Raw genomic sequence first — 14,081 nt, forward strand, 5'->3', positions numbered from 1 at the left:
TGTGGTGAGGCTACGACCGTGCACGCCGCTGGATTGTCTATTTGGACAAGAGTGATGCGATATTGTCAGCGCCTTCACCTGTCCGATACGGGACCGCAGACCGGGGACCTCGTGATTCACCAGGATGACCAGCACCGGGCGCCCTATGCCGAGGCGATGCGCGCCTATGGCGAGGCGCCCTGGCTGCGCCTGCACGTGCCGGGACACGCAGGCGATCCGCGCCGGCATCCCTCGGTCGCGGAATGGTTCGGGGATCGGGTGCTGCAGCTCGATGTGCCACCGATGATCGAGGGCGTCGACGTGGGCCCCGAACCCACCCCGCTGACCCAGGCGCAGGATCTGGCCGCCCGCGCGTGGGGCGCGTCGCGGACCTGGTTCCTGACCAACGGCGGATCCCAGGCCAACCACCTCGCGGTCATGGTCGTCCGCCAGCTCGGCACGACGCTGGTGGTGCAGCGCAGCGTGCACTCCAGCGTCGTGGATGCGCTGGTGCTCTCGGGCCTGCAAGCCGCGTTCGTGCACCCGTCCGTCGACGTGGGGCTGGGCATCTCCCATGGGGTGACCGCGGCCGACCTGACCGCCGCCCTGGACGCCAGCCCGGATGCGGCGGGCGTCCATGTCGTCTCGCCCAGCTACTTCGGTGCCGTCAGCGACGTCGCCGCCCTGGCGGAGGTCGCACACGACCACGGTGTGCCGCTGGTCGTCGACGAAGCCTGGGGCGCCCACTTCGGCTTCCATCCGGGGCTGCCGCCCAACGCGCTGTCCCAGGGCGCGGACCTGGTCGGATCCAGCACCCACAAACTGGGCGGCAGCCTCACCCAGGCGGCGATGTTGCACCTGGGCACCGGACCGTACGCGGCGGCCCTGGAGCCGATGGTGCGACGTGGGCTGCACACGGTGCAGTCGACGTCGTGCAGCGGCATCCTGCTGGCCTCGCTCGACCTGGCCCGGCGCAGCCTGGCCACCGACCCCGGCCGGATCGGGCAGTCGGTGGCCGCCGCCGACGAGGTCAGGGCCCGGATCCGGGCGGGCGGGCGGTTCCGGGTCGCCAGCGACGACTTCGCGCGGTTCCCCGACGTCGTCGGTGTCGATCCGCTGCGTATCGCGATCGACACTGCCGCGGGCGGCATCAGCGGGTATCGGGCCAGGGCTGTGCTGATGGATGAGCACCGGATCTACATCGAAGTCGCGACCGGGTCGGCGATCGTGATGGTGGTCGGCGCGGGAACCGTCCCCGATGTCGACAGGATCGACGCCGCCCTGCACGCACTGCCGGAAGCCGACGGCGCCGGGGACACATCGGTCGACGGGGCCACCCTGCAGATGCCCGCGCCGGGAAAGAGCCGGATGACGGTGCGCCGGGCGTTCTTCTCCGCGGTAGAGGAGGTTGCGGCGGCCGAGGCGGCCGGCCGCGTCAGCGCCGACACGCTCGCCGCGTATCCGCCGGGCATCCCCAACGTGCTGCCCGGCGAGGTCATCACCGCCGAGCTGATCGACTTCTACCGGGCCACCACCGCCCACGGCGGCTACGTGCGCGGGGCGGTCGATCCTGGCGTCACGGCGTTCCGGGTGGTCCGGGTCGTGAGCTAGGGCTCGATACGGATCTCACCGGGCTTCCACAGCCCCGAGCGGGTCGCGGTGCCGGTCTCGATCTGCGCGGGCTGCGCGTCGACGATGGTGTCGAACCGGCGCAGCGAACCCCAGTCCTGCCCCCAGTCGCGGGACAGGTAGGTGGCCATCACATGGGCGCGCAGCAGCAGGTCGCTGATGCCGAGCAGGCCGCCGTTCATACCGTCCTGCCAGGTGTCGGTGCTCTGCAGTTTGGCGTAGTAGTCGGGGCTGATCCGGAACCGCGGTATCTCGGTCACCCCGTTGGCGTGCAGCATCGGCCGCTGGCACGGGAACACCAGCCCGACGGCCCAGTCCATCATCACCGGCGCCTCGGAGCCCACGTATTCCTGCACCGAGCGCAGTTCGGGGACCCGCGGCGGCGTCACCGCGACCCAGTCGCCCTGCGAGAGGGACCGGTCGTCGGCGATCACCCGCACGAACGCGGTGTCGGCGGGCATCTGGGCCCGGTCGAACCGCAGGTTGCGCCACGACGGGGTGATGCCGACGTCGTAGGGCACCAGCCGGCCGGCGGGCGCGGGTGCGCCGTCCGGGCGCGTTCGGGCGTACTCCAGCTCGACGGTCTGCGCCTCGGTGCGGCCCTCGGCCACGCTGTTGCCGGTGATGGTGCCCGCGGCGGTGACGACGACGAGGGGGTGCGCGTCGTCGGGCGGCGACAGCGGATACCACGCCGACGCCAGCTTGCTCTGCTGCTGCGGACCTTCCACGTAGCTGCCCGCCACCGGCACCCGCGCCGGGTCGAGGCCGTAGGGCAGCGGCACCGTCGAGCCGTTGATGCCGGGCTCGTCGCGCTTCTCGGGCTGGTCCCAGTCGTAGTCGGTCCCCGGTTTCGGATTGTTCAGCCGAATCGACTCGGCGACAATGTGATTCGGCACCCCGTTGGGGGTGAAGCCGACCGGGTCGGTGCCGCCCAGCGGGCCCAGCGGGCCGTAATCGCCGGGCAGGGCCGTCAGGAATCCTTCGTTGGGGTCGGGTTCGACGAGGACGTCGTCGGCCATGCCGCAGCCGCCGGTGAAGGCCCGCAGGTTGGCCCACGCGTTGGAGTACGTCGGATATTGGCGCACGGCGCCGATGAGCATCGATGCGATGAACACCAGCACCATGAACCCGGCGGCGACCGGGATCGGTGCGGCGGTCAGCAGGCGGGCCACCCTGCCCTCGCCGCGGTCCCGCGGCGCGAAGTGCAGCCACAACGCGTACATCGCGGTGAGGGCGAACAACGCGAAGAACATCGTGCTGACCGAGATCCCGCCGATCGCGGGCACGTCGTTGTTGAAGGGCACACCGAAGGTCGAGACGTACCACCAGCCGTTGGTCGACGCCCAGCACAACGCCATCGTGAACAGCACCGCGGACAGGAACGCGAACCGGTTGCGCGACCAGCGCAGCACCGCGGGTGACACCAGCACCGTCGCCAGCGCGGCCATCGCCGCACCCACCGCGGCGAACAACCCGAAGTGGTGCACCCACTTGGTCGGGGTGAACATCAGGAAGAAGATGGTCGCGAAGATGATGCCCATCAGCCGCCACGCGGGACCCCGCGCCACCCCGGGCACGCGTTTGCGCCTCAGCATCAGGAACATCGACGTGAACAGGCTCAACGCGGTGATGAAGAAGCCGAACCGGCGCGAGATCGACCCGTCCACGGTCTGCAGGATCAGGTAGTAGTAGCGCAGGTTCTCGGTGTACCACTCCTGGCTCGGCCCGATCGCGGTGCGGATTCTTGTCGCTTCCAGCACCGTCGCCAGGGTCTGATCGGCGAATACGACGGTCAGCACGACCGTCCCCGCGGCCAGCAACGGCGCGAGCAGGGGCAGCAGGCCGACGGGGTGGGCGCCGTGGCGGCCCCGGCTGACCAGGATCCGCAGTATCGGGCGGCCACCGGCCACCAGGGCGGCCACCGCGATCAACCCGGTCGGCTGGATGCCCAGCGTGAAGGCGGCCGTGACGATCGCCAGCGCGGCCGGGGTCAGCCGGCCCGAACCGATGGCGCGTTCGATGAGGACGTAGGTGATCAGTGCGCCGGTGGCGATCTGCCCCTCGGGGCGCAGGCCGTTGTTGAACGGCATCCACGCCGCCAGCAGCACCATGCCCGCCGCCCAGAGGGCGGGGCGGCTGGCCACCACCGCGGGGCCGAGCCGGGGCAGCACCTCTCGGGACAGCAGCAGCCAGCACACGAGCGCGCAGACCATATCGGGCAGCCGCATCCAGATGCTGGCGTCGCTGACGTGGGTCATCAGCGCCAGCAGGTTGTAGTACCAGCCGAACGGATCCTCGGGGCTGCCGAACCAGCGGAAGTAGTTCGACATGTAGCCGGCGTGGTCGGCGACCCTGGCCATACCGAGGATGTAGCCGTCGTCGGAGGAGTTGGCTCCCGCGACGTACCAGACGACGAATCCGGCGATCACCGCGCCGTCGACGACGGTGACCGTGCGCCAGCGCCGCGGGATCACCCGCCGCATCCGTCTGCCGTCCATCCGGTCCAGCCGCCACAACGCCAGCAGCGCGATCACCGTCGAGGCGATTGCCAGCAGTATCGCGGCGAGCTTCAGCGCGGTCGGCTTGGTGGTGAACCGGGTGTCGATGGTGGCCGAGAACGACATGCCTGGGGGAGCCGGGCCGGTCAGGTCGGTGAACACACCCACGATCGCGGGCCGCAGGTTCGGATCCTCGAATCCGGTGCGCTCCTGCCCGCCGGTCCCGTCGGTCTTGGTCAGCCCGACGAACGTCGCGAAGGTGCCCGCCTCCGACGAGGTGATCTCGATGCGCTCGCAATCGGGGCCTGCGACCCGGCTGCGTGGCAGGCTGGCGATCACCACGTTGCGGTCGGTGATGTCGACCCGCCGCGTGGTGACGTTGACGAACAGCGCGTTGAGCGCGGCCTCCTTGGCCTCGGCGGGCGCGGTGCCCAGGACCATGCCGCCCGACGGCGGCATGCCGCGGATGACCTCGCACGGGATGGTGGCGGTCAGCGACACCGGCGCCTGCGACAGCAGCGGCGCGGTCACATTGGCGAGCCGGCCCTGCTGCGGCCAGGTCAGCTCGGCGGTGGTCTGCACCACCGGCAGCAGCGGGGTGGCGATGGACAACACGAAGCCGAGCAGGCCGGCGATCGTCGCGACCCAGCGCGCCATCGCGACGTCCCCGGCACCCTCCCGCGTGGGCGGCGCGGTCAGTGTCACGGCGCCGCCGTTTGTGCCGCTCACGGGAGGGCCCTGATCGGGCCGACCCGCGTCCACCCGAACACCCGCATGGTGCCGGCGTCGACCACCGCGGCGGGCGCCCGCGACTCGGGCACCAGCCGTTGATAGCTCTCGATCGAACCCCAGTCCCGGTACCAGTCGTCACGCAGGTAGGTGGGGATCGTCGCCGTCGTCAGCAGCGCCTGGATGAACAGGAACGGACCGCCGTCGTCGGCGCTCTGCCACTGGTTCGACGACACCACCACCTGCTTGAAGTTGGGCAGAATGCGGTATTCCGGAAGCTCGGCGATACCCAGCCGCTCGGCAAAGGGCCGCTGGCAGGGGAAGTTGGCCGCAGTCGCGATGTCCATCAGCACCGGTGTCTGTGCGCCGAGGAACTGCTGGGCGGTTTCCAGCACCGGCACCCGCGGCGGGGTGAACCCGAACCACTGGCCCTCCGACAGGTTGGGGTCGTCGGCCACGATGCGCGCCACGTTGGCCTCCGGCGGCGCCCACTCCAGCGGGAACCGCAGGTTGCGCCAGGCTTTCTGCGGCACCACGTCGATGGGCTGCACCTCCGACAGCGCCTGGTAGCTGCCGTCCGGCCGGTGCACACCCCACTGCAGTTTGAGCGACTGGCCGTAGTTGAAGTTGCGCTCCTCGTCGTAGGACCAGATCGCACCGGCGGCGGCGACCGTCACCAGGGGGCGGTCGCCCGGGCGATCGCCCGCCGTGAATGGCAGCTGGTACCACGCGGAGGTGGCCTCCGCCGCGGCGGTGTTCTCCCCGAAGCTGCCCATCACCGGGGTGCGCTTGGGATCCAGACCGAACGGCAGGAAGACCCGCGAGCCGTTGACGCCTTCCGGCCCGTAGCCGCCGCCGGTACCCGCGGCGTAGGCGATGCCGACGTTCGGTTTGTCGGGTGGTGCGTCACTGTTGACCAGCCCGGGGTTGCCGACCACCAAGTCGGCGGGTTCGAGGATGTCGTTGACGCCGTTGGGCGTGAATCCGACCGGATCCTCGCCGCCCAGCGGTCCGTACTGGCCGTATCGCTGTCCCGGCACCGGCTGCAGCATCCCGGCATTGGTGTCGGCTTCGACGAGCACGTCGTCGGCCATCGCGCAGCTGCTGTCGGACAAACCGGACGCGAGGGCCGAGACGTTGGCCTTGGCGGTGGTGTAGGCGGGGTATCGCTGGACCGCGCCCTTGAACATCGAGCCGACCTCCAGCACCACCATGATGATCGCCATCGCCAGCAGGGGACTCGACGCCAGCACCCGGTTGCGGCGGGTGTTCTTCACCTCGGTGTGTCCGGCGTAGTCCATCCGGAAGTGCAGCCACCCGGCGAGCAGGCCGGTCAGGATCGCGGCCGCCAGGAACATCGACGTCACGGGCCTGCTGGCCAGCACCGGCTGCTTGTCGAACCACGGCACCCCGTAATTGCCGACGTAGAACCAGCCGTTGATGCCCGCGGCGGCCCAGGCCAGGACAAACAGCAGTGCGGTCACGTACAGCGCGAGATTGCGGCGGCTGTCCAGGCCGACGCGGGAGAACGCGAACGCGGTGACGGCCCCGAGCCCGCCCGCCAGCCCGGCGAACGCACCGAACTGGATCACCCACTTCGTCGGCGTGAACGTCAGCAGCAGCAGTCCGATCGCGGCGGTGCCGATCAGCCGCCACAGCGGGCCGCTGGCCGCCCCCGGCACCCGCCCTCGCCGCAACAGGATGGCGAGCAGCCCGAACAGGCACAACAGCATGATGAGCACCGGGAACCGGCGGGTCATCGACGCGTCGACCGCCTCCTCGACGGTCAGGTAGTAGTACCGCAGGAACTCCTGGTACCAGGGGATGGTCGGGCCGACGACGTACTTGATGCGGGCGGACTCGGCGACGGTCGCCAGGGTCTGGTCGCGGAACACCACCACGAAGATCATCGCCGCGGCGGCTGCCAGCGGTGCGAGGAGCGCAAGCGCGCCGTCGTCGGCCCGCCTGGTGCGGACCACGCGCGCGACCGCGCGGGCTCCCACCAGCAGCGGCGCCAGCGCGATCAGCCCCTGCGGGGCCAGCGTCACACTGAACACCGCGACCACGATCGCCACGGCGGTGGGCCACATCCGCCGGGTCGCGATGGACTGCTCGACGAGCAACCAGACGGCCAGGACGCCGAATGCGATCAGCGGTTCGGGCCGCAGGCCGTTGTTGAACGGCAGCCAGGCCGCCAGGAACACCGCACCGCAGGTCCACACCGTGACACGGTTGACCGCCAGCCGGCGCCCCAGCCGGGGGATGGCCCACCGGCTGAGCAGCAGCCAGGTCCCGATGCCCGCGGCGGTCGCGGGTACCCGCATCCACACGCCGTCGGTGCTGATCGCGGCGAACTGGGCGAGCACCGACTGGTACCAGTCGAAAGGGGCCTCCGTCGCGCCGAAGTAGCGGAAGTAGTTGGCCGTGTAGCCGGCGTCGGCGGAGACCCGCGCGATGGTCAGGTTGTAGCCGTCGTCGGAGGTCAGCGCGCCGATGACATGCCACAGCAGCAGTGTCCCGACGACGCCGACGTCCACCAGCCAGTTCGACACACCCACCCGCAGCAGCCGGCTCCACGCATGCCGTGGCCGGTGGCCGTGCCGCCGGTCGAGCACCGCCAGCGCCGCGATCGAGGCGATCACACACGCCACGCCGAGCACCATCACGGCCAGCTTGAGCGCGGTCGGTGAGGTGATGAACCGGGTGTCGACGTCGATGCGGGCCGACAGGCCCGAGAGCGGCGGCACCTTCAGCTCGGTGAAAATGCCGGCCACCTGGGGCTTTTTCTCGAGCGCCAAGGTGCCCGCCGCGCCGGGGATGCCGACGAAGTCCGCGCCGACGCCGCCGACGTTGGCCCACATGTGCAGTTGGCTGCACGCGCCCGACGCGACGTCGGCCCGCGGGGCGACCGCGGCGACGGTGTCGCGGAACGCGACCACGACGACATCGGCGTTGGCGCGGACGAACAACCCGTTGCGGCTGGCGTCGATACCCGCAGGCGGGATCGTCGAGAACACCAGACCGCCCTCGTCGGGCAGGGTGGCGATCGCCTGGCACGGGATCGTCACGTCGATGGCCAACGGCGCCCCCGACACCAGCGGCGCGGTGACGCCGGTGACGGGGGCTCCGGTGGTTCCCTGCGGCCACACGATGGTGGCGGTGGACTGGGTGACGGGCAGCAGCGGCACGATCCCGCACAGCAGCACCCCGGCGATGCCGGCGACCACCGCGATCAGTTTTGCGATGCGGTGACTCCGCTCTGACCTGATGTCACCGCTGGGCACGAGGGACGATGGTAGGCGACGAGTCTTAGACCGCCGATCACGCGGGCGGCGTGCCCCCGGTTGGATACGCGGACGTGACGTTCAGGACAGCCGCAGCGGGGCCGGGCTCCACAGCCCGCTGCGGGTCGCGGTGCCGAGGTCGAGCCGGGCGGGCTGGGCGTTCGGGTAGTACGGGGTCAGCCGCTGAAGCGCGCCCCAGTCCCGGAACCAGTCGTCCTTGAGGTAGCTGGGCACCGTGGTGGGACGGACCAGCAGCTCGGTGATGCCCAGCGGGCCGCCGCCGAGGTAGTCCATCACCGGTGAGTTCGCCTCCGCGCCGAACCGGTCCGGCAGGATCCGCCACCGGGGCACCTCGGTCACCCCGTAGCGGTGACCGAACGGCCGCTGGCACGGGAACGCCAACCCCACCAGCCAGTCCAGCACCACCGGATCCTGGGAGCCGACGACGTCCTGCAGGGTGTTCAGCTCGGGTATGCGCGGCGGGGTCAGCGCGATCCAGTGCTGCGGCGCGAGGTCGTCGTCGCGGGCGACCAGGCGGATCAGCGTCGCGTCGTCCGGTATCGCCGACAGCGGTGCGCGCAGATTGCGCCAGGCCGGGGCGGCACCGACGTCGCCGAACCCGACGCTGCCGCCCGGCTGGTCGTCGGCCGCCTGCGCGTCGGTGGCCCACTGCACGGTCACCTCGCCCTGATCGAACCGGCCCGCCGCGGCCACCACCAGCAGTGGCTCGGTCCCGGTCCGGGGGGGCAGGCGATACCACGCTGAGCGCAGTTCGGCGGGCTGCTGGGTGCCGGCGCGCCAGCTGCCCAGGACCGGGGTCGAGGCCGGATCGAGGCTGTAGGGCAGCCGGGCGCGGGAGCCGTTGACGCCTGCGGCCGCGGTCGTGCCGCCCTCGGTACCCGCCTCGGCGCCGGTGACGACGCCGCTTTCGCTGTCCGCGAAGTTGTCCGATCCGGGTTGTTCCATCACCGGGTCGGCCGACACGTCCGCCGGAATGCCGTTGGGGCTGAAGCCGCGGTCGGACACCGCGCCGAGCGCCTCCCCGACGGGCACCCCGACGGGTTGCAGCATGCCGGCGTTGGGGTCCTGCTCCACCAGCACGTCGTTGGCCAGCCCGCAGGTCTTGCCGGTCAGCGCCTCGAGGTTGGATCGCCCGACGCTCCACGCCGGGTACTGGTTGATCATCCCCAGCGTCAGCGACACCACCTCGAAGACGACGACCACCCAGGCGGCGATCGCCAGCGGCGAGCGGGCGATCCGCTGCAGCCGTCCGGGTGCGGCCACGGGGGCGGGGTCGCGGCCCGAGAAGTGGAACCACGCCGCCACCCCCAGCGTCAGCACCGACAGCCCGAGCAGGACCGTCATGAACCCGACCTTCCATTCCGGGAAGGCGTTGGACCAGGGCACCCCGAAGTTGGAGACGTACCACCACCCGTTGACGGTCGCGAACGACAACGCCGTCACGAACAGCACCGCGGCGGTGAACACGGCCCGGTTGCGGCGTGAGTGCACGGCCAACGCGGCCACCGCGACCGCCGCCAGCGCACCCATGCAGCCGGCCAGCCCGGCAAACACCCCGAAGTGATGCGTCCACTTGGTGGGGGTGAACATCATCGCCAGGAACGAGATGATCGTGATGCCGATGATGCGGCTGCTCGGGCCCGCCGCGGTGCCGGGGATGCGGCCCTTGCGCAGCGCCATCGCCACCGAGACAGCCAGCGCCAGCAGCAGCGTCAGCACCGCGAACCGGCGTGCGACAGAGCCGTCGGGGCTGGTGGTGAACAGCCGGGAGTAGCGGACGTGCTCGTCGAACCAGGCCAGGCTCGGCCCGATGGCCGACTTGAACGAGCTGGCCTGGATCTCCCCGGCCAGCGTCTGATCCCGGAAGATCAGGATGATCGTGACCGTGCAGGCGGCCAGCACCGGCGCCAGCAGCGCCAGGTGGCCGAAGCGTGAGGTGTGCGCGGCGACGATGGTCTTCAGCGGCCCGATCGCGACGAGCAGCGCGCCGATGGAGGCGATCCCGGTCGGCCCGGAGAACAGTGTCAGCGCACCGATGATGATCGCGAGTGCGACGGGCAGCAGCCGGCTGGTGGCGACGCCGCGCTCCACCGAGCACCACGTCAGGAGGATCCCCAGCGCGATGATGGGTTCGGGACGCAGGCCGTTGTTCAGGGGCAGCCAGAACGCCAGGAAGAGTCCGGCCGCGGTCCACGCCGCGGCGCGGCTGGTCTTGACGGCGTGGCCGAGGCGGGGGAGGACTTCGCGGGTGATCACCCACCAGCAGGCCAGGCCCATCAACAGGGTGGGCAGCCGCATCCAGACGCTGGCCGTGCTGACGTGCGCCCACAGCGCCAGCAGGTCGTAGTACCAGCCGAACGGCGCCTCGGGGGTGCCGAACCAGCGGTAGTAGTTGGCCATGTAGCCGGCGTGTTCGGACACCCGGGCCATGGTGAGGATATAGCCGTCGTCGGAGGTGTTGGCACCGACGAAGTGCCACCACACCAGCAGGGCGGTCACCAGGCCGTCCAGCGGGGTCATCGACCACCACCGCGGCGGCAGGAACCGGCGGTGCCGCAGGCCGTCGGCGGTGTCCAGGACGTGCAGGGCGCCGAGGGCGACGACGGTCAGGGCCACCCCGAGGATCATCGCCAGCAGCTTGAGCAGGGTGGGTGCGCTGCTGTACCGGGTGTCGATGGTGGCGGAGAGCCGCAGGCCGGGGGGTGCGGGCCCGGACAGGTCGGTGAACACGCCCACGATCTGGGGGCGGAAGTCGTATCCGCCGCGCTCGCCGCGCAGCGGTTCGCCGGGGTCCTCGTCGTCAGGTCCCTGGACCAGGCCGACGAACTCGCCGGTCACCTGGTCGGCGTGGGCGGTGAACGTGAGCTGCTGACACTGCGGGCTGAGCACCTCGGCGAGGGGCGCGCTGACCACCGGCGTGTTGCGGACGATGACCAGCAGGTCGTTGTTGACGCGCTCGATCAGCAGGCCGCGGTCGACGGCGTTGGGGGCCTGTTTGGGCACCGTCGAAAGCAGCACCGTGCGGCCTGCGCCCGTCAGCCCGGCGGCCGCCTGGCACGGTATCGCGATGTCCAGGTCGGTGGCGACGTAGCCGATCAGCGGGGCGTTGACGCTCTGCAGCACGCCGTCCTGCGGCCAGTTGAGTTCGGCCGTGGTCTGGTTGACCGGCAGGAACGGGGTGGCGACGGCGAGCACGGCGCCGAGCAGCCCGGCGACGATGGCGATGATCCGCGCGTTCCGGTGGTTGCTCCCCATCGGCGTCGGTCCAACCACGGGGCTAGATGTTAATTGGCGTCGCCGTGATCAGCCGGTCGGCTCCCTGATCGCGAGTACGAACGGCCCGACACTCGACACGTCGAAACGCGGATCGTCGAACAGGGCGGCGTTCAGCGCCACCTGGTAGCGGCGGACATTGGGCTGGTTGGGGTACACGTCGGAGGCCAGCCGCAGGGTGTAGGTGTCGGCCGCTCCGCGGCGCATCAGAAACACCGACGGCGGCTCCCACGGCAGGGTGTCCAGCGCGTCGATGAACTCGTCGGCGCTGGCCAGGGTGGCCCAGCTTTCGATGGCCGCCGCCCGTTCATCGAACTGTGCCAGCGGGTTGGCGTAGTGCGACGTCAGACCCTGGAAGCCGTAGTAGGGGTAGAAGGACAGGAAGCTGTAGTCCGCGGTGAGCACCACGGTCTGATCGCGCGGCACGCCGGTGATCTCCCGGATGCGGTCGTCGACCTCGCGGTAGTACCGCTCCGCCCCGGGCGGGCGGCGGTCGGCGCGTTGGCCGGAGCCGTCGGTGTCGGTGTAGGCGACCACGATGTCCTGGCGCAGCGCGTCGGGGATGTCCTGGGCGAAGGTCAGCGCGCCGATGGCGCCGAGGGCCCCGGCGGCGGTCAGGACACGGCGGGCCGTTTCGGGCCGATACCGCCGGGCGACGGCCTGTGCCGTTTCGATGAAGCCGAACGCCCCCGCGGCGGTGAGCAGCACCACCAGCGTCGGCTGCAGCCGGAAGGACAGCAGCGTCGTGCCGGCCAGCGTCGTCAGCATGGACAGCAGTGACCACCCGTAGACGGCGAGCACGCCGATGGCTAGCGCGCCCGCCCTGGTCGAGCTGCGGCAGCGGACCACCAGCCACAGCGTGCCGACCATGCACAGCGCGCCGACCATGGTGAAGCTGAGCATCGGGAACGCCAGCTGGGCGCCGTCGGCGGGCAGGTAATGCTGGGCGGTTCCCGAATCGGCCGGGGCGCCCCTGGCGGCCGCGAGCAGGTAGGGGCCCCAGCCGATGAGCGCGATGGCGCCGGAGATCACCGCCATCACCGCCAGCCGCAGCAGCGGATCCCAGTGCCTGCGGGCCACGACGAGCACCGCGGCCATGATCGTCAGCGTGAAGGCGGCGTAGGCCAGCAGCAGGGTGTAGAACAGCGCCGCCAGCCCGAGGAACAAGCCGACGCCCACGATCGCGGCCCAGCCCGAGCGGCGGTGCGCTCCGGCGCGCAGGCCCGACCAGCCCAAGACGAACACCGGCGGGAGCAGCACGGTGATGATGGCCGCGTACGGTTCGGCGGACGCGTACGCCAGCATGGTCGCGGTGGTCGCCGTCGACACGATCAGGGCGTACTCGAAGCGGACCATCGCCGACCACAGCACCAATGCCAAGGCGACGGCCACGGCGATCGAGATGATCGACCACGGTTTGAACATCTCCCAGGCGGGCGTCCCGGTCAGCGCCGCGAGCCGGCCGCCGATCCAGAACCAGCCAGGCGGATAGAACGGCGGCAGACCGAAGTAGGTCATATCCCGAGGGACGGCGCTGTCGGCGAGGCGGGTCAGGTATTCGGTGCGGAACTGCTGGTCCACCGAGATGCCGAACAGGTACAGCTTGGTCGCGCCGAGCGGCATGGCCAGGGTGACCACCGCGAACGCGGACAGGAACACGACCGCGGCGATCCGGGCCAGCATCGTGCGGCCGCGCCGCCACAGCAGACCCGAGGTGAGCAGGCCTGCCAGACAGGCGAACTGGCCCACCGTCGTCAAACCGTGCAATTGATTGGAGGAGTTGAAAGCGGGCCAGTCGACCCGCGATATGGCGGCCAGTGAGATCGCAGCGACCGCCGTGGCGATGACGGCGGCCACCGCCATCTGCATCGTGGTGGCCAGGGCGCTTCTGACCACCGTCGTCAGATCGGGAGCCTGCGGAAGATCGGCCGCGGGATGTGCCGAAGGATCATCATCACGTACCGGAACGCCCCGGGCGCCCAGACGAGATCCTTTCCCTTGGCGGCGGAGGCGACGGCCAGGTCGGCGACGTACTCCTTGTCGACGGTCAGCGGCGCTTCCTTGACGTGTGCGCTCATCCGGGTGCGTACCTGTCCGGGCCGGATCACCAGGACATGAACACCGAACTCGCGCAGGGCTTCTCCGAGTCCGAGGTAGAAGCCGTCCAGTCCGGCCTTTGTCGAGCCGTACACGAAGTTGGACCGGCGCACCCGCTCACCGGCCGCGGAGCTCATGGCGATGATCTGGCCGTAGCCCTGCGCGCGCATCTTCTCGCCCAGCAGCACGCCGACGGAAACCGCTGCGGTGTAGTTGATCTCGGCGATCTGGACGGCCTTGCGCTGGTTCTGCCACAGCTCTTCGGCGTCGCCGAGGAGGCCGAACGCCACGATCGCCACGTCCACGTCGCCATTCTCGAAGGCGGCGTCGATGACGTCGGGGTGGCTGGCGGTGTCCACGGCGTCGAAGTCGATGACCTCAACGGATTTGGCTCCGGCACTGCCCATCTGGGCGACGGCGGCTTCGCGGCCCGGGTCGTCGGGCAGGGCGGCGAGCACTATCCGGGCGGGCGCGTCGTGAAGGTAGCGCTCGCAGATGGCCAGCCCGATCTCGGACGTGCCGCCGAGTAGCAGGACGGTCTGGGGATTGCCGACGGCATCAAAAACCATGT

General features: G+C 70.6%; 6 protein-coding genes. 1 reads left to right on the forward strand and 5 read right to left on the reverse strand.

Annotated elements, in window-relative coordinates:
- Positions 1-111: 111 nt before the first annotated feature.
- Complete coding sequence (locus tag ADBZ6K_RS04060) at positions 112-1,590, forward strand: aminotransferase class I/II-fold pyridoxal phosphate-dependent enzyme (protein WP_526344577.1); 1,479 nt, start codon at positions 112-114, stop codon at positions 1,588-1,590.
- On the opposite strand, the gene ADBZ6K_RS04065 is transcribed toward ADBZ6K_RS04060, so the two are convergent.
- From ADBZ6K_RS04065 to dprE2, 5 genes are all read right to left on the reverse strand, one after another.
- Positions 1,587-4,763 carry an arabinosyltransferase domain-containing protein gene (locus tag ADBZ6K_RS04065; RefSeq protein ID WP_526344873.1) on the reverse strand — a complete coding sequence of 1,059 codons (3,177 nt, stop codon included), beginning with the start codon at positions 4,761-4,763 and terminating at the stop codon, positions 1,587-1,589. The genes ADBZ6K_RS04060 and ADBZ6K_RS04065 overlap by 4 nt on opposite strands.
- Before the next feature lie 68 nt (positions 4,764-4,831).
- A complete protein-coding gene (locus ADBZ6K_RS04070; protein ID WP_526344578.1) occupies positions 4,832-8,119 on the reverse strand; it encodes an arabinosyltransferase domain-containing protein in 3,288 nt (1,095 codons plus the stop codon).
- An 81-nt stretch (positions 8,120-8,200) separates the two neighbouring features.
- The gene (locus ADBZ6K_RS04075) at positions 8,201-11,395 is read right to left on the reverse strand and encodes an arabinosyltransferase domain-containing protein (protein WP_526344874.1); all 3,195 of its coding nucleotides are present in this window, start codon (positions 11,393-11,395) and stop codon (positions 8,201-8,203) included.
- Between the two features lie 48 nt (positions 11,396-11,443).
- The gene (locus ADBZ6K_RS04080) at positions 11,444-13,282 is read right to left on the reverse strand and encodes an arabinofuranosyltransferase (RefSeq protein ID WP_526344875.1); all 1,839 of its coding nucleotides are present in this window, start codon (positions 13,280-13,282) and stop codon (positions 11,444-11,446) included.
- 32 nt (positions 13,283-13,314) lie between these two features.
- Positions 13,315-14,079 carry a decaprenylphospho-beta-D-erythro-pentofuranosid-2-ulose 2-reductase gene (dprE2, locus tag ADBZ6K_RS04085; RefSeq protein WP_526344579.1) on the reverse strand — a complete coding sequence of 255 codons (765 nt, stop codon included), beginning with the start codon at positions 14,077-14,079 and terminating at the stop codon, positions 13,315-13,317.
- Between the last annotated feature and the right edge of the window lie 2 nt (positions 14,080-14,081).

It is taken from the genome of Mycobacterium sp. (genome assembly GCF_044223235.1).
GTDB lineage: Bacteria > Actinomycetota > Actinomycetes > Mycobacteriales > Mycobacteriaceae > Mycobacterium.

Bases quoted from the DNA above. Each gene is read 5' to 3' on its own strand.
- dprE2 (WP_526344579.1), bottom strand. From the start codon at position 14,079: ATGGTTTTTGATGCCGTCGGCAATCCCCAGACCGTCCTGCTACTCGGC.
- ADBZ6K_RS04065 (WP_526344873.1), bottom strand. From the start codon at position 4,763: ATGGCGCGCTGGGTCGCGACGATCGCCGGCCTGCTCGGCTTCGTGTTG.
- ADBZ6K_RS04075 (WP_526344874.1), bottom strand. From the start codon at position 11,395: ATGGGGAGCAACCACCGGAACGCGCGGATCATCGCCATCGTCGCCGGG.
- ADBZ6K_RS04080 (WP_526344875.1), bottom strand. From the start codon at position 13,282: ATGCAGATGGCGGTGGCCGCCGTCATCGCCACGGCGGTCGCTGCGATC.